Origin of the sequence: Magnetospirillum sp. LM-5 (assembly GCF_902729445.1) — a bacterium.
Lineage (GTDB): Bacteria > Pseudomonadota > Alphaproteobacteria > Rhodospirillales > Magnetospirillaceae > Magnetospirillum.
The window spans coordinates 183,454-202,480 of the sequence record NZ_CACVCE010000023.1 but is presented as its reverse complement, the minus strand read 5'-3'; the positions used below and the strand labels follow the sequence as shown (position 1 = coordinate 202,480).

Below are 19,027 nucleotides of genomic sequence, written 5' to 3'. Positions count from 1 at the left end.
ACTATCGGCCAGGGTGCCGAAGGCCGCAGTGGGAGTCAAGCTAAGGCGTTGTCGGAACGGGAGAATTCCGCCAGCCGGTCAATCGCTGTTGGGTGTATAGCAAAGTGAGTTCGTCAAGGGACACAGCACGGCCGCGTCCTCAGCGACGGAAAACCGTCGTTTCCAGTACTCAAGTCCCGTCCATCCTTCGGGGAACCCCATCTGCGCCAGTGGAATTTCCGGATATTCCATCAGCAATGACCGCAAGCGGTCTGGCCAGCGAGACCCGTCAGCAACGACATCCATCAGATAATTGATCATGACGCAAAGACCATAAAAGCGGTTTGCCGCTTCCCGTGGCCAAGCTTCCGAAAGTTTCCGGGGAATCTTCGGCTGAATGGTGAAAACCCTGTTCCAGACGCGGCTGTGATGAGCGACGACATTGCGCGAGAACCACAGCACGTGAAGCCAGCTCTCGAAGAAGGCGTTATCCAAGCCGAACTCGTCCGAGATCAATTTCTGATTACACCCCCGCAGCCGCTTGTAGATATGTGAGACCTGACCAAACGACAAGGTTTCGAACACCATCCAGCTTGGCGGATAGATGTTGGCGTACTTTCTGGAATAGTGCTTAAGAAATGCATGGTGCGTCTTGCCATCCCGGAGATCGATCGAGGCATTGATCTGCTCGACAATCTCGGGATGGTGCGGCTTATCGAACAGCGTGTCGTTGTTGAGCCAGAAGGCGCCATGGGCAAGCGACATCTTGTCCGAAATGACCGTGCGGATCGCCACTTCGATACGCTCCAAAGCGTCGATCAGCAGCAGTCGCACCTTTCGGTCGAACACGTAGAGATCAAGGATCTGCGAGAACGTCGTGCCGGGGCGGAAGGCACCGCCCCCATCCTCTCGGCGCACCTGAAAGGGCGGAAAATATCCGGACAGCCGGAAATAGCCGATATAGGTCAGGTAATGCGTGAGCCGAGATTCGTCTCCGACCTCAAGTCCTCTCGACCTGAGCAGGGCGACAAGCTCCGCGGGAGCCAACGGCTGCTTCAAATAGGGCTCACGGCTCTCATGCAAAAAAATAGCCTCCCATGGTGCGCATCGTTGAGAGGCGTGGGAGGCGTTGTTGGCCGCCTAAGTAGCCCCTTGGGAATCGACTGTCAACAAAAACATCAAAGCTTAACACCGCAACCACAACGAAGCTTCATGCGCGTGTTCATCGATTAATCAGCGATATCATTTCGTACAAGGTTGATTGCCGTCAACCGGATTCAACGAAAAAGCCCGCCCCCTTGCGGGGACGGGCCTTTCCTGACCTTGGGCCGAAAACCGGCTTACTTGTCTTCCTGAGCCTTGCGCATGGCAGCGCCCAGGATGTCGCCCAAGCTGGCGCCCGAGTCGGACGAACCGTACTCGGCCATCGCCTGCTTTTCCTCGTCGATCTCGCGGGCCTTGACCGACAGAGTGACCTTGCGGGCACCCTTCTCGATCATGGTGACCTTGGCGTCGATCTTCTCGCCGACGGCGAAACGCTCGGGCCGCTGCTCGGACCGCTCGCGGGAGAGCTCGGCCTTGCGGATGAAGCCGGTCATGCCGTCCACCTGGACCTCGATGCCGTTCTCGGTCACCTGGGTCACGGTGCAGGTGACGATGTCACCCTTCTTGACGTTGGCGACGGCATCCTGGAACGGATCAGACGACAGCTGCTTGATGCCGAGGCTGATGCGCTCCTTCTCGATGTCGACGTCCAGGACCTTGGCCTTGACCATGTCGCCCTTCTTGAACTCGGCGATGGCGGCGTCGCCGCTCTTTTCCCAGCTCAGGTCGGACATGTGGACCATGCCGTCGATGTCGCCCGGCAGGCCGATGAACAGACCGAATTCGGTGATGTTCTTGACCTCGCCCTCGACCAGGGTACCGGCCGGGAACTTCTCGACGAAGCTCTCCCACGGGTTCGACAGGCACTGCTTGAGGCCCAGCGAGATGCGGCGCTTCTGCGGATCGACGTCCAGCACCATCACTTCGACTTCCTGCGAGGTCGAGACGATCTTGCCGGGGTGGACGTTCTTCTTGGTCCAGCTCATTTCCGAGACGTGGACCAGACCCTCGACACCCGGCTCCAGCTCGACGAACGCGCCGTAGTCGGTGATGTTGGTGACGCGACCGACGAACTTGGCCTGCACCGGGTACTTGGCTTCCACGCCCTCCCACGGATCGGCGTCAAGCTGCTTGATGCCGAGCGAGATGCGCTGGGTTTCCGAGTTGAAGCGGATGACCTGCACGCGGACGGTCTGGCCGATATGCAGCGCTTCCGACGGATGGTTGATGCGCTTCCAGGCGATGTCGGTGACGTGCAGCAGGCCGTCGACGCCGCCCAGGTCCACGAACGCACCGTAATCGGTGATGTTCTTGACCACGCCTTCCAGGATCTGACCTTCCTTCAGGTTCTCGATCAGCTCGGAACGCTGTTCGGCGCGGGTCTCTTCCAGCACGGCGCGACGCGACACCACGATGTTGCCGCGCGAGCGGTCCATCTTCAGGATCTGGAACGGCTGCGGGGAACCCAGCAAGGGGGTGATGTCGCGCACGGGGCGGATATCGACCTGGCTGCCCGGCAGGAACGCCACGGCGCCCGACAGATCGACGGTGAAACCGCCCTTGACGCGGCCGAAGATCACGCCGTTGACGCGCTGGTTGGCTTCGAACGACTTTTCCAGCAGGGTCCAGGCTTCTTCGCGCTTGGCCTTCTCGCGGGACAGGACGACTTCGCCGTTCTTGTCCTCGTAGCGCTCGACGAACACCTCGATGGCGTCACCCGACTTCACCTCCGGCGCGCGGCCGGCGGTGGCGAATTCCTTCAGCGGCACGCGGCCTTCCGACTTCAAGCCGACGTCAACGACGGCGAAATCGCTTTCCACACGCACCACGATGCCCTTGATCACCGAACCCTCGAACGGGTTCGAGACGCCCATGCTCTCGTCGAGCAGAGCCGCAAAATCTTCCATAGTCATTGGTTTACTGTCCTTTCAATCATCATTATCCGGCCTGCCGGTTGGTTCCGGCGGTCTTCGGGGGTTTGGCCCCGCCAAAAAAGCAAACCAGCCCCGGACCGTAACCGGCCGGGGCCTTGAAGACGAAATGATGGGCAAGCCTTTTAAAGCTTTGCGCGAACAAACGCAATCGCCACGTCGAAGGCCTGGTCGGCATTCAGGGTCGAACTGTCGAGCAGATGGGCGTCATCGGCCGGCTTCAGGGGCGCGACGGCCCGGCTGGAATCGCGTTCGTCGCGTTCCTTCATCTCGGCCAGAACCAGATCGAAGGTGGTGGCGATTCCCTTGGCCTGCAGCTCCTTCAGCCGCCGCTCGGCGCGGGTCTCGGCGCTGGCGGTGACGTAAAGCTTGATGGGGGCGTCGGGGCAGACCACCGTGCCGATGTCGCGCCCGTCCAGCACCGCGCCCTTGCCATTCGGCGGAGTGGCGGCGAAGCGGCGCTGGAAATCCAGCAGGGCATCGCGCACCGCCGGAATGGACGCCACCTTCGACGCCGCCTGGGCCGCTTCGTCGGTGCGCAGATCGGGGCCTTGCAGGTCGGCGGGCTCGAGATCGCGGGCGGCTTCGCCGGCGCGGGCCGGATCGGCCGGGTCGAAGCCGGCATCGAGGACCTTCATCCCCACCGCCCGATAGATCAGGCCGGTATCCAGATAATCGAACCCCAGTTCGGCGGCCAGGCGCTTGGCCAGGCTCCCCTTGCCGGCGGCGGCCGGCCCGTCGATGGCGATGATGGTGGTGGTGGTCATGACAGCATCCCTTTTCGCCCCCCTCTTCGTCATTGCCGGGCTTGACCCGGCAATCCATGGATGCCCGGATCAAGTCCGGGCATGACGAGACCGGGAGGATCAGTTGTTTTCGATCACGGCGCCCAAGCCGTTCATCAGCTCGACGAAACCGGGGAAGCTGGTATCGACCGCCTCGGCGTCGTCCACCGCCACCGGCTGGGCGGCGGCCATGCCCATCACCAGGAAGCTCATGGCGATGCGGTGGTCCAAATTGACGGCGATGGTGGCGCCACCCGGCGGCGGGCTGCCCTTGCCATGGACGATCAGGGTGTCGCCCTCGGCCTCGACCTCGACGCCGCAGGCCTTCAGGCCGTTCATGGTGGCGGTGAAGCGGTCGCTTTCCTTCACCCGAAGCTCGGACAGGCCGAACATCCGGGTGGTGCCGGCGGCGAACGAGGCCGCCACCGCCAGGATCGGATATTCGTCGATCATCGACGGCGCCCGCTCGGCCGGAACGTCAACGCCCCTGAGGGCCGAGGATGTGACCACCAGGTCGGCGACCTCTTCGCCGCCCTCGATGCGGGGATTGTCGGTGCGGATGTCGGCGCCCATCTCCCGCAGGGTCTGGAACAGTCCGGTGCGCAGCGGGTTCATGCCGATGCCTGCCAGGGTCACCGTCGAGCCCGGCACCACCAGCGCCGCCACCAGCGGAAAAGCCGCCGAGCTGGGATCGGCCGGCACGATCACCGTGCGCCCGGTCAGTTCGGGAAAGCCGGTGACGGTGACCACCCGGGCGCCGTCCTCGCGGACAGTGGTGGTCACGTTGGCGCCGAAATGGCGCAGCATCAGCTCGGTGTGGTCGCGGGTGGCCTCGCGCTCGATCACCGTGGTCTCGCCGGGGGTATTGAGGCCGGCCAGCAGGATCGCCGACTTGACCTGGGCCGAGGCGACCGGAAGCTCGTAGGTGATGGGAACCGGGTTGGTGGTGCCGACCACCGCCGCCGGCAGCCGCCCGCCCTCGCGGGTGACGAACTTGGCCCCCATGCGCGACAGCGGCTCGGACACCCGCTTCATCGGCCGCGAGCGCAAGCTGGCGTCGCCGGTGAAGAAGGTGGTGAACGGATGGGTCGCCACCAGCCCCATCATCAGCCGCGCCCCGGTGCCGGAATTGCCCAGGTCCAGCAGGTCGGCCGGCTCCATCAGCCCGCCGACGCCGCGACCCCACAGCCGCCACGAGCCGTCTTCTTGCTTTTCCACCTCGGCGCCCAGCGCCCGCATCGCCGCCGCGGTGCGCAACACGTCGTCGCCTTCCAGCAAACCCTCGATCCGGCTCTCGCCCACCGCCAGGGCGCCGAACATCAGGGCGCGGTGCGAAATCGACTTGTCGCCGGGAACCTTCGCCCGGCCGGTCAAGGGCTCGGCACGGCGGGAAATCAACGGTCTGGACATGGCGGGCATCGAACCTTCGAAGGGTGAAAGCGGGGCAGGTCTAGCAGGTCGGACGGCCGCCTGCAAAGCCAGCGTGAGGGCAAACGATTTTTTCGTTTTGACACAGGGGGGCGAACATGGCAAATGCCCCCTCTGGGTCGTCGCCGCCAAGGTGGCGATCCGCCCCCGATGCGTTTTCAAGGAGATCTGACGTGGCCAAGCCGGAATGGGGCCAGAAGCGGACCTGCAGCAGCTGCGGTTGCCGTTTCTATGACTTGACCCGCTCTCCGATCATCTGCCCGAAGTGCGGTGCGACGGTCGAGCCGGAGCTGCCGTTCAAGGTGCGCCGTGGTGGTGCCCCGGCCGAAGCCAAGGCCGCCGCCGCCGCCGCTGCCGCCAAGGCCGCGCTGGTCGTTGACGACCTGGCCGTGGTCGAGGACGACGATGCCATCGCCACCGACGAGGACGCCGCCGACGAGGACGAGACCGGCCTGATCGAGGACGCCTCGGACCTGGGCGAGGACGATGACGACATGGCCGAGGTCATGGAGCATATGGACGAGGAAATCGAAGACGAGGTTTAAGCCAATTTTTTGGCTTGACCCTGGTCGGACAAATCCATATGTTCCGCCTCCACCGACGGCAACCCAAGCCGACCGGTAAAAAGTTTCAGGGGCCATAGCTCAGTTGGGAGAGCGCTTGAATGGCATTCAAGAGGTCGTCGGTTCGATTCCGTCTGGCTCCACCAAGATCAACCCCTAGGGAAACCTAGGGGTTTTTCTTTGCAGCGCCCGCACCCGAGCAATCCGCTTGAGGTTTAACGTGTCGCGTTATATGATCACACCATGATCCGAAGCTTCGCCGACAAGGACACCGAGGCTCTGTGGCAGGGCATGGCTTCCCATCGGCTGGCGTCCATCGCCAAGGTAGCGCTGCGCAAACTCGACATGTTGGACGCCGCCCACGATCTGGTCGATCTGCGGGTGCCGCCGGGCAACCGCCTGGAGGCGTTGAAAGGGAACCGCAAGGGAGCCTTCAGCATCCGGATCAACGACCAATGGCGCGTGTGCTTCGTATGGAGCGAGGGCGGAGCCGAGGCGGTGGAGATCGTCGATTACCATTGAGGAGACAACCATGCGGATCAAGACCCACCCCGGCGAGGTTCTGCGCACCGAGTTCCTCGAGCCCTTTGGGATCAGCGCCAACGCCCTGGCCATCGCGCTGAGGGTACCGGCCTCGCGCATCGGCGAGATCATCCACCAGCGCCGCGCCATCAGCGCCGACACCGCCCTGCGCCTGGCCCGCTATTTCGGCACGACGCCGCAATTCTGGCTTAACCTGCAATCCGCCCACGACCTTTCGCGGGCTGAAGCCGAAACAGGTTCAGCCATCGCGCAAGACGTCAATCCGCGGGCGGCGTAACCCCCCTACCGCGACTGGCAGAAGGTCTCGCGGATTTCGGTGAAGATCAGGATCAGCTGGCGCTGGACCCAGTCGATGAATTCGTGCAGGCCGTGATCGACCACATGGTCGATGGTCTGGTCCGACAGCGCCGCGCGCAATTCGTCCAGCAATTCCATCGCCCGGGCGCCGCCCCGCAGATGGTAGCGGCTGCGCAATTGGGCCAACAGCCAATCCATCTGGCGCACGCACAAGATCACCGAACGCGGGAAGGAATCCGAGAACAGCAGGAACGCCGCCACCGATTTCGGCGTGATGGTGCCGCCCAGCACGCGCCGCGCCGCCTGGTAGCCGGCGGCCGCGCGCAACAGCGCCCCCCAATGGCTGGTATCCAGGGGCGAGCCGACATCTTCGACCCGGGGCAGCAGGGTATGGTACTTGATGTCCAGCAACCGGGTGGTCTGGTCGGCGCGCTCGATGTTCTTGCCCAGCCAATAGAAATAATGGGCCTGGTCGCGATAGAAGGTGCCCTCGGTGATGCCCAGGTGCAGCTGGCAGGCTTCCTTGATCTCGGTGCACAGCGCGGAGAGATTGGCCTGGCTGACGGCGTTGGCCGACAGGCCGCCCATCCACCGGCTCATGCGGTTCAGTTGCCGCCACATCTCGGTCGAGAGCAGCGGCCGAAGCGAGCGCGCGTTCTCGCGCGCGGCCCTGACCGACGAGATCACCGAATTGGGGTTGTCGGCGTCCAGGATATAGAAATGCGGCACGGTGTGGGCGTCGGCGACGCGGTGGCGGGCAAAGAACCGTTCCTCGTCGGCGTTGATCTGCACCACCGCCAGCCAGTTGCGGCCGGCCTGATCGCGCGAGAAGGTCTCGGCCACGCCCAGGATGCGGGCCAGGTTCTCGGCCCGCTCCATGTAGCGGGCCAGCCAGATGATGCAATCGGCATTGCGGGAGAGAAGCTCGCTCATCGTCCTACTCCAGCACCCAGGTATCCTTGGACCCGCCGCCCTGCGACGAGTTGACCACCAGCGATCCTTCCTTCATCGCCACCCGCGTCAGGCCGCCGGCCAGCACCCGGGTCTTGGCCCCGGTCACCGCGAAGGGGCGCAGATCGACGTGGCGGGGCTCGACGCCCTTGGCCGTCAGGGTCGGACAGACCGACAGGCCGATCATCGGCTGGCTGATGTAATTGGCCGGATCGGCCTTCAGCTTGGCGCGGAACTCGTCCAGTTCGGCCCGGGTCGCCTTGGGCCCCAGGATCATGCCGTAGCCGCCCGATTCGCCCACCGGCTTGACCACCAGCTGGTCCAGATTGTCCAGGGTGTATTTCAGCCCCTCGGCCTCGCGGCAGATGAAGGTCTCGACATTGGGCAGGATGGCGTCCTCGCCCAGGTAATATTTCACGATGCGCGGCATGTAGGCATAAACCGCCTTGTCGTCGGCGACGCCGGTGCCCGGCGCGTTGGCGATCGAGACGGTGCCCTTGCGATAGGCCTCCATCAGCCCGGGCACGCCCAGCATCGAATCGGGACGGAACACCTTGGGGTCGAGGAAGGCGTCGTCGATGCGGCGATAGATGCAATCGACCGGCGAACGGCCGGCGGTGGTCAGCATGAAGACGCGGCCGTCCTCGACCACCAGATCGCGGCCCTCGACCAGCGGCACGCCCATCTCGCGGGCCAGGAACACATGCTCGAAATAGGCCGAGTTGAAGATGCCGGGGCTCAGCAGAACCACCTTGGGCTCGGATCCGGTGTCGGGCGCGATCTCTTCCAACGCCTGGCGCAGCATCAGTCCGTAATTATCGACCGAGCGCACCCCGAACCCTTCCATCAGGTCGGGAAAGCATTGCAGCATCAGGTTGCGGTTCTCGACCACATAGGACACGCCCGAGGGCGTGCGGGCATTGTCTTCCAGCACGCGGAACAGCCCTTCCTGGTCGCGGATCAGGTCGATGCCGCAGACGTGGGAATAGGCGCCGCACGGCACCTTCAGGCCCTTCATGAAGGCGTGATAATTGGCGTTGCCCAACACCAGATCGGCCGGCACCACCTTGTCGGCGACGATGCGCTGGTCGTGGTACAGGTCGTCCAGGAACAGATTGATGGCGGTGACGCGCTGGATGATGCCGGCTTCCAGCACGCTCCATTCCGGGGCGGTGATCACCCGGGGCAGCACGTCGAACGGCAAGATGCGGTCGATGGCATCCTTGTCGGAATAGACGGTGAAGGTGATGCCCAGGTCGTAAAGCTCTTCCTCGGCGGCGGCGATGCGTCGGCGAAGAGTCTCTTCGTCCAGCCCGTCAAGGCGGGAAAACAGCGCCTGCAGCGCCTCTTGCCCGGCAGCGCGCGGCGAGGTCAGCTCGCAGAAGAACTCGCCCCGCCGGTAACGGGCCATCAGCCCGCCGCCCTGCGGCGTACCCTGGGATTGCTCCATCCACCACCCTCCGATCATCGTCACCCTGACCGCAAGCCTAGCACCGCCTCAGCCCCTGATCAAATCATAGCCAGGATACCTGCCATGCCGAAAAATTAAGCTTTTGGCAGGTGGCATCGCCGCCGGCTGTGCTAGGGTTTCCGAATCCGTTCGCGAAAGGACCCCTGACCGACCATGGCCATCAACGTCAAGCTGCGCCACACCACCTCGTACCGCTACGACCGCCCGGTCACCTTGTCGCCGCAGGTGGTCCGCCTGCGCCCGGCCCCGCACGCCCGCACGCCGGTCCTGTCCTATTCGCTGGATATCGAGCCCAAGGGCCATTTCATCAACTGGCAGCAGGACCCGCAGGGCAACTGGCTGGCCCGGCTGGTGTTCCCCGATCCGGTCAGCCATTTCACCGTCGATGTCGAACTGGTCGCCGACATGAGCGTGACCAACCCGTTCGATTTCTTCCTGGAGCCCGACGCCGAGCACTTTCCCTTCCGCTACGCCCCCGAACTGGACCACGAGCTGAAGCCGTTCCTGTTGTGCGAGGAAGCCGGGCCGCTGCTGGCCGCCTATGTCGCCTCGATCGACACCAGCGCGCCCACCCAGACCACCAATTTCCTGGTGGCGCTGAACCAGCGCCTGCAATCGGACATTTCCTACACCATCCGCATGGAGCCGGGCGTGCAGACGCCCGAGCAGACGCTGACCCTGAAAAGCGGCTCGTGCCGCGATTCGGCCTGGCTGCTGGTGCAGATCCTGCGCCGCCTGGGTCTGGCGGCCCGCTTCGTGTCGGGCTACCTGATCCAGTTGGTCCCCGACGTCAAGCCGCTGGATGGCCCGGCCGGCGCCGCGGCCGACTTCACCGACCTGCATGCCTGGACCGAGGTCTATCTGCCCGGCGCCGGTTGGATCGGCCTGGACCCGACCTCGGGCCTGTTGACCGGCGAGGGTCATATCCCGCTGGCCGCCTCGCCCGATCCGACCAGCGCCGCCCCGGTCACCGGCGCGGTCGAGCTGTGCGAGGTCAGCTTCGACCACAAGATGAGCGTCACCCGCATCGCCGAAACGCCGCGCGTCACCAAGCCCTACACCGACGAGCAATGGCAGGCGGTGCTGGCCCTGGGCGATCAGGTCGACAGCGCCTTGATGGCGGGAGATGTCCGCCTGACCCAGGGCGGCGAGCCGACCTTCGTCTCGACCGTCGACATGGAAGGCGAGGAATGGAACACCGCCGCCGTCGGCCCGACCAAGCGCGCCCATGCCGATTCCCTGATCCGCCGCCTGCGCGACCGCTTCGCGCCGGGCGCGCTGATCGCCTATGGCCAGGGCAAATGGTATCCCGGTGAAAGCCTGCCGCGCTGGGCCTTTTCGCTGATCTGGCGCGAGGATGGCGAACCCCTGTGGACCGACCCCGCCCTGATCGCGCTGGAAAGCGACGATCACCAGCCCACCGTCGAACTGGCCGGCGCCTTCGCCGACGCCTTGGCCGAGCGGCTGGGCGTCGATCCCGACTTCGCCCATCCGGCCTTCGAGGACCCGGCCCATTACCTGCTGGCCGAACAGAACCTGCCGATCAACGTCGATCCCATCGACAACAAGCTGGACGACCCGGAATCGCGCGCCCGCCTGGCCGCCGTGTTCCGGCGCGGCCTGGGCACCCCCACCGGCTTCGTGCTGCCGCTGCAGCCGTGGCAGGCGAAGGACGGGTTCCGCTGGGTCACCGGACCATGGCCGACCCGCGACGGCAAGCTGATCGTGGTGCCGGGCGATTCGCCCCTGGGCCTGCGCCTGCCTTTGGCCTCGCTGCCGTGGATTGCCCCCGGCTCGTACCCCTATCACAACGAGCGCGACCCGTTCGAGGAACGCGGCCCGCTGCCGCCGCCGCCCAGGCGGGCGCCGCGCGCCCAGATGTCGCGGGTGGCCGCCGACCCGTCGCCCAAGGGCACCGTCACCCAGCAGATCCCGGTCGATCTGCGCCCGCACGAGACCGAAAAGGGCCTGGTGTCGGGCAATGTCCGCACCGCGCTGTGCATCCAGCCGCGCGACGGGCGCATCAACGTCTTCCTGCCGCCGGTCGAGACCGCCGAGCAATATCTGGACCTGATCGAGGCCGTCGAGGGCGCCGCCGCCGAGACCAAGGCGCCGATCCATGTGGAAGGCTATCCGCCGCCCAACGACCCGCGCCTGCGGATCATCAAGATCACCCCCGACCCCGGCGTCATCGAGGTCAACGTCCACCCCGTCGCCCATTGGCGCGAGTTGGTGACCAGCACGGAAATCCTGTACGAGGAAGCCCATCAGTGCCGGCTGGGCACCGAGAAGTTCATGATCGACGGCCGCCATGTCGGCACCGGCGGCGGCAACCACATGGTGCTGGGCGGGGCCAAGGCCGCCGACAGCCCGTTCCTGCGCCGGCCCGATCTGCTGGGCAGCCTGATCCGCTTCTGGCAGAACCATCCCAGCCTGTCCTATCTGTTCTCGGGCCTGTTCATCGGCCCGACCAGCCAGCATCCCCGCGTCGACGAGGCCCGCGACGACACGCTGTACGAGCTGGAAATCGCCCTGGCCCAATTGCCGCCGCCGGGCACCCCGGTCGCGCCGTGGCTGGTGGACCGCATCCTGCGCAACGTCTTGATCGATTCGTCGGGCAACACCCACCGCACCGAATTGTGCATCGACAAGCTGTATTCGCCCGATGGCCCGACCGGCCGGCTGGGCCTGGTCGAGTTCCGCGCCTTCGAGATGCCGCCCCACGCCCGCATGAGCCTGGTCAGCCAATTGCTGCTGCGCGCCCTGGTCGCCCGGTTCTGGGACCAGCCCTATACCCAGCCGCTGGTCCGCTTCGGGTCCGCACTTCGTGACCGTTTCATGCTGCCCCATTGGCTGGAGAAGGATTTCGCCGAGGTGCTGGAATGGCTGGCGGCCGGCGGATACCGCTTCGACCCGGCCTGGTTCGCCGCCCATGTGGAATTCCGCTTCCCGGTGATCGGCGCCATCACCCATGCCGGCATCGGCCTGGAACTCAGGACCGCGCTGGAGCCGTGGCACGTCATGGGCGAGGAAGCCGGCGGCGGCGGCACCGTGCGCTATGTCGACAGCTCGGTCGAGCGGGTTCAGGTCAAGCTCTCCAACCTGGCGGGCGATCGCTATAAGCTGGCCTGCAACGGCCATCCGGTGCCGCTGGCCGCCACCGGCACCCAGGGCGAGTTCGTCGCCGGCGTGCGCTATCGCGCCTGGCAGCCGGCCAGTTGCCTGCATCCGACCATCGGCGTGCATTCGCCGCTGGTGTTCGATCTGATCGACACCTGGACCGGCCAGGCGGTGGCCGGCTGCACCCACCATGTCGCCCATCCGGGCGGGCGCAATTACGACACCTTCCCGGTCAATTCCTACGAGGCCGAGGCCCGGCGGCGCGCCCGCTTCTTCCCGTTCGGCCATACCCACGGCCCGGTTCGGGTGGTCAGTCGGGCGGTACATCCCGATTATCCCCATACGCTGGATTTGCGGCTACAATAGAAAAAACACCCTGGGGGGGAGACGAACATTCCACGCCGTATCAGGAACAGCTGGGGCGCCCCGGTCGTTGATTTCCAAAGCCTGTACCGTCCGCAAGCCGGCACCTATGACGAGGTGATCGCGGCGAACGGTTCGGTGCGCCCGCACTGGCAGCCCTTCATCGAGTCCCTGATGCGGTTCGACCCGGCCGAGATGCGCAGGCGGTGGGATCTGGGCCAGCGTCTGCTCAGGGACAACGGCGTCACCTACAACGTCTATGGCGACCCGGCCGGACTGGACCGGCCGTGGCAGCTGGACCCGTTGCCGGTCATCCTGTCGCGCGAGGAATGGGACACCATCACCCAGGGGGTGATACAGCGGGCCGGCCTGCTGGAAACCATCCTCGACGACCTGTATGGCCCGCGCAGCCTGGTGGCGCGTGGGCTGGTGCCGTCGGCGCTGTTGCACGCCAATCCCGATTTCCTGCGTCCCTGCCACGGCTGGGCGCCGGCCGGGGGTAAACGGCTGCACACCTATGCCGCCGATCTGGCACGCGGCCATGACGGACGCTGGCGGGTGGTCGGCGACCGCACCGAAAATCCGTCGGGCGCCGGCTATGCCCTGGAAAACCGCGCCATCGTCAGCCGCGTGCTGCCCGAACTGCACCGCTCGCATCAGGTCGAACGGCTGGGGCCTTATTTCGACGCGCTTTACCGCTCGCTGCCGTCCTTGTCGCCGCGCCACACCGACGATCCGCGCATCGTGCTGCTGACGCCCGGCCCCTACAACGCCACCTATTTCGAGCACGCCTTCCTGGCCCGCCAACTGGGCGTCACCCTGGTCCAGGGCGAGGATTTGACCGTGCGCGACAATCATGTCTACCTCAAGGCCCTGACCGGCCTGCAGCGGGTCGATGTGATCTTGCGCAGGACCGGCGGCTCGTGGTGCGACCCGCTGGAACTGAGGGGCGATTCGACGCTGGGCGTGGCCGGCCTGCTGCAATCGGCCCGCGTCGGCAACGTCGCGGTGGCCAACGCCATCGGCACCGGCCTGTTGGACGGCGCCTCGCTGATGGGCTTCATGCCGGCCCTGTCCCAGGCCTTGCTGGGCCAGCCGCTGATCCTGGCCTCGGTGCCGACCTGGTGGTGCGGCGAGCCCGACGCCTGCCGCCACGTCATCGACAATCTGGAACGCCTGATCGTGCGGCCGGCCTTCGTCGCCCGCGACAAGTCGCTGGTCGGCGCAGCCCTGACGAGCCCGGAAGCGGCCCGCCTGAAGACGGCCATCACCACGCGGCCGTGGGACTGGGTCGCCCAGGAGATCGGCGGCACCTCGACGGTGCCGGTCTGGACCGGCGGGTTCCTGGAATCGCAGCATTGCGTGATCCGGGTATTCGCCACCAACACCGACAAGGGCTGGCAGGTGCTGCCCGGCGGCCTGGCCCGATTGTCGGCCGAACGCGACCTGATGACCACCCGGCTGCAGACCGGCGGCGGCGGCAGCAAGGATGTGTGGATCAGCAGCACCGGCCCGCGCGACGCGGCGGCGGCGGCCGGCCGGGTCCGCGCCCCCGAGGTGCGGTTGACCCGCGACAACCGCGATCTGCCGTCGCGAGTGGCCGACAACATGTTCTGGCTGGGCCGCTATCTCGAACGCTGCGAATCGACCACGCGGCTGTTGCGCGCGACGCTGTCGCACATGGAAGAGGCGCTGGCCCAGGACGATGCCAAACAGGCGCGCGAGACCTTGGTGATGATGGGCCTGTTGGGCCTGCACCTGCCGACCGATTCGTTGCGCACCGCCGCCGAGACCCTGCCCGGCACGCTGCTGGGCTATCATCTCGACGGAGCCAAGCCCGGCCTGGCCAACGCCGTCGATCGCATGATCCGGGTGGTCACCAACCTGCGCGACCGCCTGTCGGCCGACACCTGGCGCGCCGTCCAGCGCCTGCGCGAAGAGGTCGGCGCGCTTGGCCACGAAAGCCTGGACGAAGACGTCATCGGCCGGCTGAATTCGGTGCTGATGGTGATCCAGGCCATCAACGGCCTGGCCATGGAGAACATGACCCGCGGGCCGCAATGGCTGTTCCTGGATGCCGGCCGGCGCCTCGAGCGCGCCATCGCCATGGTCGATACCCTGTCCGGCGCCCTGACCGACGCCGAAAGCGAGGATGCCGTCCCGCTGGAATTGCTGCTGGAATTGTGGGACAGCGTGATGACCTATCGCTCGCGCTATCTGGCCTCGCCCCGGCTGGCGGGCGTGCTGGACCTGTTGCTGTGCGACGAAAGCAACCCGCGTTCGCTGGCCTTCCAGGTGACCACCATGGCCGCCCATACCGACCGCCTGGCCGCCATCGGCGACGATTCCGGCTTCTACACGCCGGCGCAGAAGCTGATGACCATCCTTCTGGGCACGGTGCGCACCACCGATGTCGCAATCCTGTCCCGCTTCGAGCGCGACGCCGGCTATCACGATGCCGAACGGCTGCTGGATTTCCTGCGCTCGCGCCTGTGGGAATTGTCGGAACAGGTGACCCGGACCTACTTCACCCATGCCCAATGGCGGCTGCCGGTCACCCGGCTGGAGGTGCTGCCGTGAAGTACAAGGTCCGCCACACCACCACCTACAAATATGCCGAGCCGGTGCAATTGTCGCACCATGCCGCCCATCTGCGCCCGCGCGTCGTCGCCGGCCAGAAGATCAGCGAGGCGGCGGTGTCGATCCGTCCCGAGCCGGCGGTGCTGCATGCCGACGGCACCGATTATTTCGGCAATCCGGTGACCTTCTTCACCATCCAGAACTCGCATTCGACATTGGTGATCGAATCCTCGTTCGTGGTCGAAACCAGCGACCAGCCGCCCTTGTCGCGCTTTGCCGTGCCGGCCTGGGACAGCGTGCGCTTCGATTCGTGGCAATGTTCGAACCTGGACGGTTCGGTGATGGATTACGTCTTCGCCTCGCCGCAGGTGCCGATCCTGGCCGAAGCCGCCGAATACGCCGCGCCAAGCTTCCGACCGGGCCGCAACCTGGCCGAGGCGGTGATGGAACTGGTGGCCCGCATCCACGCCGATTTCGCCTTCGATTCCCACGCCACCACCGTCGGCACGCCGCTGGCGGCGGTGTTCGCCGAGCGACGCGGCGTGTGCCAGGATTTCGCCCATGTCGGCATCGGCTGTTTGCGGGCCATGGGGCTGGCGGCCCGCTATGTCAGCGGCTATATCCGCACCATCGCGCCGGCAGGCAAGGAAAAGATGATCGGCACCGACGCCTCGCACGCCTGGCTGTCGGTCTATCAGCCCGGCTGGGGCTGGCTGGACGTCGATCCCACCAACAACATGGTCGCCGGCCAGGACCACGTCACCGTCGCCTGGGGCCGCGATTACGACGATGTCAGCCCGGTGCGCGGCGTCGTGCTGGGCGGCGGCGAACACCAGGTCCACGTCGCCGTCGATGTGGTCGAGATCAGTTGATTCGAGGAAACAGGAACGGCACCCGCCGGCAATATTCGGCATAGGGCGCGCCATAGCGTTTGCGCAGATCGCGTTCCTCGAAAGCAGCGCCGATCACCAGATACGTGCTGCCGAAAGCTGCGGTGGCCAGGCCCAGCGGCGACAGCGCCAGCCCCCACAAGATCAGGTGGCCGCCCAAATAAAGCGGGTGGCGGCAAAGACGATAGGGTCCGGCTTGCGTCAACGGGCCGTCATCGTCCTGGCCGCGCCATTGGGCCAGGCCGCCCAGCCTGGAAAGATCGGTGTGACGGGCCGCCCAGATCATCACCGCCCAGCCGGCCAGATGGATCCCACCCAGGCCGACCGCCACCGGGAACGGCAGTTCGAAGGCCGGCCAGTTGCCCAGGGTGACGGCGCCGACCCAGGCGACAGCGGCGAAACACAATCCGGCGAACAGGTTGTAGGCCAGGCGATAGCCCCGCCCGAACAACGGCCGCAGCCGGTCCTTCACGGCGGCGCGTGCCAGCAGGGAATGGATCAGGCCGAACGCCCCCCAGGCCAGCGCATAGGCCAGCACCGCGCTCACCCCTGCCCCACCAGTTCGCGCAGGCGGGCCAGGCACGCGTCGCGACCGGGCCGGTAATCGCGGTCTTCCCACCATTGATCGACCAGGGCCAGCACCTGGCCGATGCGCGGCCCCTTGGGGACGCCCAATTCCAGGCAGTCGGCGCCCCTGACCGGCAATTCCACCGGCCGCCACCCGTCGCATTCATCCAGCAGAGCGATCCACCGGGCGCTTTCGGTCGAGTTGGCGCGACCATCGACGGCCCGGGCCTCGGCCCAGGCGACCAGCAGCAGGTCGCGGAAGGTGTCGGCCCCAACCGATCGAAGGGCGCGCCGGATCGCCGGCCCGTCCATGGCCGGATCCAGCCGGACCTTGGGCGCGGCGATGGACACCAGCCGGGCGGTCTGCACCGCCGACATCTTCAGCCGTTCGCCCACCGCCCGCGCGCCGGCAGCGTCGGTGTCCAGCACCGCAGCCAACCGGCGCAACCAGTCGATTCCCAATCCGGGCCGGACCATCGCCCGGGTCTCGAGCCAGCACACCACCCGCAGCCGGCCGAAGGCGGCGGCCTCGGGCAGGACATGGGCCAGGATGCCCAGACCATGCATCACCAGCAGCACCGCCGCCGGATCGGGGGCCTGCATCAGCCGCACGAACTCGCCGGCCACCCGCTCGCCCGACAACTCGACCAGCCGGGGCGCCATGCGGCGGCAGGCGGCCAACGCCGACTCATTCATCGGCGGCCGGCCGTAATGGGCGTGGAAGCGGAAGAAGCGCAGCAGCCGCAGCACGTCCTCTTCCAGCCGCCTTTGCGGGTTGCCGACGAACACCACCCGGCCGGCGCCCAGGTCGGACAGCCCGTCGAACGGGTCATAGACCCGGCCCTGACGGTCGGCGAACATGGCGTTCATGGTGAAGTCGCGCCGGGCGGCGTCGGCGGTCCAGTCGTCAGTGAAGGCGACCCGGGCGTGGCGGCCGAAGGTCTCGACATCCTCGCGCAGCGTGGTGATCTCGTAATGGGCCTTGCCGATCACCGCCGTCACCGTGCCATGGTCGATGCCGGTGGGGATGCAATGGATGCCGGCATCGTCCAGCAACGCCATCACCACCTGCGGCGGGTCATGGGTGGCGATGTCGATATCCTTGATCGGGCGCTTGAGCACGGCGTCGCGCACGCAGCCGCCGACGAAGCGGACCTCGGACCCGTCGGCGGTCAGGGCGTCCAGCACCGCCTGGGTCTCGGGGGCGTCCAGCCAGTCCTGCGGCGACAATTGCCCGACCGGCTCGGAGGATGAACGGGTGGCGATCACGGCTGCCCCAGGACGTCGGACAAATTGACCAGCATGCCGGCGGTGGCGCCCCAGATCATCCGCTGTTCCCAGGTCATCGACCAGAACGGGCGGTGGCGGCCTTCGACGATGCGCCGGTGCAGCTTGTGGTTCTCGGGATCGAGCAGGAAGTGCAGCGGCACCTCGAACACCTCGGCGACCTCGAACGGGTCGGCATTGGTCACCACCGGCGGCGTGATCACGCCGACGACCGGCGTGATGATGAAGCCGGTACCGGTGACGTAATCGTCCAGCCGGCCCAGGATGGTGACGCGTGAGGCCGGCAAGCCGATCTCTTCTTCGGTTTCGCGCAGTGCGCAGGTGACGGCGTCGCCCTGGTCGGCCGGTTCCAGCCGGCCGCCGGGAAAGCTGATCTGGCCGGGATGATGGGCCAGATGCTCGGTGCGCTGGGTCAACAAGACGGTGAAGCCGTCGGAATGTTCGACCAGCGGCACCAGCACGGCGGCGGGGGTGGGTTCGCTTCCATCGGTCAGCGCGGCCCGGCCCGGAGCATCGGGGCCGTCGATCTGGCGTTCGAGATGGGCGTCGCCCCGCGCGGCCGGATTATGGCCGCGCCCCAGCCGCTGGCGGATGTCCGCCAGGGTCAGTCGGGGTCGGTCAGCCGCCCCAGGGGAAAGAACGTCCCGCTGCTCCATAATCCGTACAATTCTTCGTCGTCGAACCGTTCCTCGAAGCCCAGCGCCACCAGTTCGTAATAGACCGGCCGGGTCAGGCGCGCGTCGAGACCGTCGCGCACCGTCACATAGGGAACCACTTCCCCGGTCTGGGGGCAATCGGCGAAGTAGATCGGATGGTCCTGATCGACCGTCACCAGCTCGTCGACATTGGTGCGAAAGCTGACCACCTGCTCGCGGCCCGAGCCGCCGGTGAACATCTCGACCGCCAGGAAGGGCACGTCCTCGACGGTGATGGTGCCCTTTTCCCCCGGGCTGATCAGCCAATAGCGACCATCGGCGTCGCGGCTCATCATCTGGGCGAACAGGCAGACCATCTCTTTGCGATCGATCGAAGAGCCGTGGTAAAACCAACGCCCGGTTCGGTCGATATGAATCCCCAGATCGCCGCAATCACCCGGGTCCACCGGTCGCCCCACGAGGTTTGCCTTCTTGACCATCATCTCCGCCCCGGACGAAACCGTCAAAGCGCT

16 protein-coding genes and 1 tRNA gene are annotated in these 19,027 nt (G+C 66.2%); 7 read left to right on the top strand and 10 right to left on the bottom strand.

The genetic code is table 11. From position 1 onward, the window contains the following. Positions 1 to 78: 78 nt before the first annotated feature. The 4 genes from MTBLM5_RS10515 to aroA all read right to left on the bottom strand — a co-directional run bounded on the left by MTBLM5_RS10515 (position 79) and on the right by aroA (position 5,218). Positions 79 to 1,038, bottom strand: a complete 960-nt coding sequence (locus tag MTBLM5_RS10515) for an Abi family protein (RefSeq protein WP_173976067.1) — start codon at positions 1,036 to 1,038, stop codon at positions 79 to 81. Positions 1,039 to 1,319: 281 nt separating this feature from the next. After that, on the bottom strand, positions 1,320 to 2,996 hold the full coding sequence (gene rpsA / locus MTBLM5_RS10510) for a 30S ribosomal protein S1 (RefSeq protein ID WP_173976066.1): 1,677 nt from the start codon (positions 2,994 to 2,996) through the stop codon (positions 1,320 to 1,322). A 143-nt stretch (positions 2,997 to 3,139) separates the two neighbouring features. Then, positions 3,140 to 3,781, bottom strand: coding sequence for a (d)CMP kinase (gene cmk, locus MTBLM5_RS10505; protein ID WP_173976065.1), 642 nt, complete (start codon positions 3,779 to 3,781; stop codon positions 3,140 to 3,142). A 99-nt stretch (positions 3,782 to 3,880) separates the two neighbouring features. Further along, positions 3,881 to 5,218 (bottom strand): 3-phosphoshikimate 1-carboxyvinyltransferase, encoded by a 1,338-nt coding sequence (gene aroA, locus MTBLM5_RS10500; protein WP_371814010.1) that lies wholly within the window; start codon positions 5,216 to 5,218, stop codon positions 3,881 to 3,883. Between the two features lie 182 nt (positions 5,219 to 5,400). On the opposite strand from aroA, the gene MTBLM5_RS10495 reads away from it, so the two are divergent. From MTBLM5_RS10495 to MTBLM5_RS10480, 4 genes are all read left to right on the top strand, one after another. After that, complete coding sequence (locus MTBLM5_RS10495) at positions 5,401 to 5,772, top strand: TIGR02300 family protein (protein WP_068498278.1); 372 nt, start codon at positions 5,401 to 5,403, stop codon at positions 5,770 to 5,772. 88 nt (positions 5,773 to 5,860) lie between these two features. Next, positions 5,861 to 5,936, top strand: a tRNA-Ala gene (locus MTBLM5_RS10490). Between the two features lie 97 nt (positions 5,937 to 6,033). Beyond that, positions 6,034 to 6,312, top strand: coding sequence for a type II toxin-antitoxin system RelE/ParE family toxin (locus MTBLM5_RS10485; RefSeq protein WP_173976063.1), 279 nt, complete (start codon positions 6,034 to 6,036; stop codon positions 6,310 to 6,312). Between the two features lie 10 nt (positions 6,313 to 6,322). Next, on the top strand, positions 6,323 to 6,610 hold the full coding sequence (locus tag MTBLM5_RS10480; protein ID WP_173976062.1) for a HigA family addiction module antitoxin: 288 nt from the start codon (positions 6,323 to 6,325) through the stop codon (positions 6,608 to 6,610). 5 nt (positions 6,611 to 6,615) lie between these two features. Here MTBLM5_RS10480 and MTBLM5_RS10475 read toward each other — a convergent pair whose 3' ends face one another. Both MTBLM5_RS10475 and MTBLM5_RS10470 read right to left on the bottom strand, forming a co-directional pair. Beyond that, entirely contained in the window at positions 6,616 to 7,563 is a 948-nt protein-coding gene (locus tag MTBLM5_RS10475; RefSeq protein ID WP_173976061.1) for an alpha-E domain-containing protein, read from the bottom strand. Between the two features lie 4 nt (positions 7,564 to 7,567). Continuing rightward, a complete protein-coding gene (locus MTBLM5_RS10470; RefSeq protein ID WP_173976060.1) occupies positions 7,568 to 9,031 on the bottom strand; it encodes a circularly permuted type 2 ATP-grasp protein in 1,464 nt (487 codons plus the stop codon). A 174-nt stretch (positions 9,032 to 9,205) separates the two neighbouring features. Here MTBLM5_RS10470 and MTBLM5_RS10465 point away from each other — a divergent pair, with 174 nt between their 5' ends. The 3 genes from MTBLM5_RS10465 (at position 9,206) to MTBLM5_RS10455 (ending at position 15,987) form a co-directional block, all read left to right on the top strand. Further along, on the top strand, positions 9,206 to 12,538 hold the full coding sequence (locus tag MTBLM5_RS10465; protein ID WP_173976059.1) for a DUF2126 domain-containing protein: 3,333 nt from the start codon (positions 9,206 to 9,208) through the stop codon (positions 12,536 to 12,538). Positions 12,539 to 12,652: 114 nt separating this feature from the next. Further along, positions 12,653 to 15,115 carry a circularly permuted type 2 ATP-grasp protein gene (locus MTBLM5_RS10460; protein ID WP_173976058.1) on the top strand — a complete coding sequence of 821 codons (2,463 nt, stop codon included), beginning with the start codon at positions 12,653 to 12,655 and terminating at the stop codon, positions 15,113 to 15,115. After that, a complete protein-coding gene (locus tag MTBLM5_RS10455; RefSeq protein WP_173976057.1) occupies positions 15,112 to 15,987 on the top strand; it encodes a transglutaminase family protein in 876 nt (291 codons plus the stop codon). The genes MTBLM5_RS10460 and MTBLM5_RS10455 overlap by 4 nt, the downstream gene beginning before the upstream one ends. On the opposite strand, the gene MTBLM5_RS10450 is transcribed toward MTBLM5_RS10455, so the two are convergent. From MTBLM5_RS10450 to MTBLM5_RS10435, 4 genes are read right to left on the bottom strand one after another with little or no spacing between them, the layout of a single operon-like run. Further along, positions 15,980 to 16,552 (bottom strand): isoprenylcysteine carboxylmethyltransferase family protein, encoded by a 573-nt coding sequence (locus tag MTBLM5_RS10450; protein WP_173976056.1) that lies wholly within the window; start codon positions 16,550 to 16,552, stop codon positions 15,980 to 15,982. The two genes, MTBLM5_RS10455 and MTBLM5_RS10450, sit on opposite strands and share 8 nt — an antisense overlap. Continuing rightward, the gene (locus MTBLM5_RS10445; protein ID WP_173976055.1) at positions 16,549 to 17,841 is read right to left on the bottom strand and encodes a CCA tRNA nucleotidyltransferase; all 1,293 of its coding nucleotides are present in this window, start codon (positions 17,839 to 17,841) and stop codon (positions 16,549 to 16,551) included. Before MTBLM5_RS10445 ends, MTBLM5_RS10450 begins: the two co-directional genes overlap by 4 nt. Next, positions 17,838 to 18,515 carry a CoA pyrophosphatase gene (locus MTBLM5_RS10440; RefSeq protein WP_173976054.1) on the bottom strand — a complete coding sequence of 226 codons (678 nt, stop codon included), beginning with the start codon at positions 18,513 to 18,515 and terminating at the stop codon, positions 17,838 to 17,840. Before MTBLM5_RS10440 ends, MTBLM5_RS10445 begins: the two co-directional genes overlap by 4 nt. Next, positions 18,464 to 18,994, bottom strand: coding sequence for a DUF1285 domain-containing protein (locus MTBLM5_RS10435; RefSeq protein WP_371814013.1), 531 nt, complete (start codon positions 18,992 to 18,994; stop codon positions 18,464 to 18,466). Before MTBLM5_RS10435 ends, MTBLM5_RS10440 begins: the two co-directional genes overlap by 52 nt. Positions 18,995 to 19,027 lie beyond the last annotated feature (33 nt).

Bases quoted from the DNA above. Each gene is read 5' to 3' on its own strand.
- rpsA (WP_173976066.1), bottom strand. From the start codon at position 2,996: ATGACTATGGAAGATTTTGCGGCTCTGCTCGACGAGAGCATGGGCGTC.
- cmk (WP_173976065.1), bottom strand. From the start codon at position 3,781: ATGACCACCACCACCATCATCGCCATCGACGGGCCGGCCGCCGCCGGC.
- aroA (WP_371814010.1), bottom strand. From the start codon at position 5,218: ATGCCCGCCATGTCCAGACCGTTGATTTCCCGCCGTGCCGAGCCCTTG.
- MTBLM5_RS10485 (WP_173976063.1), top strand. From the start codon at position 6,034: ATGATCCGAAGCTTCGCCGACAAGGACACCGAGGCTCTGTGGCAGGGC.
- MTBLM5_RS10480 (WP_173976062.1), top strand. From the start codon at position 6,323: ATGCGGATCAAGACCCACCCCGGCGAGGTTCTGCGCACCGAGTTCCTC.
- MTBLM5_RS10475 (WP_173976061.1), bottom strand. From the start codon at position 7,563: ATGAGCGAGCTTCTCTCCCGCAATGCCGATTGCATCATCTGGCTGGCC.
- MTBLM5_RS10470 (WP_173976060.1), bottom strand. From the start codon at position 9,031: ATGGAGCAATCCCAGGGTACGCCGCAGGGCGGCGGGCTGATGGCCCGT.
- MTBLM5_RS10465 (WP_173976059.1), top strand. From the start codon at position 9,206: ATGGCCATCAACGTCAAGCTGCGCCACACCACCTCGTACCGCTACGAC.
- MTBLM5_RS10440 (WP_173976054.1), bottom strand. From the start codon at position 18,515: ATGGAGCAGCGGGACGTTCTTTCCCCTGGGGCGGCTGACCGACCCCGA.
- MTBLM5_RS10435 (WP_371814013.1), bottom strand. From the start codon at position 18,994: ATGGTCAAGAAGGCAAACCTCGTGGGGCGACCGGTGGACCCGGGTGAT.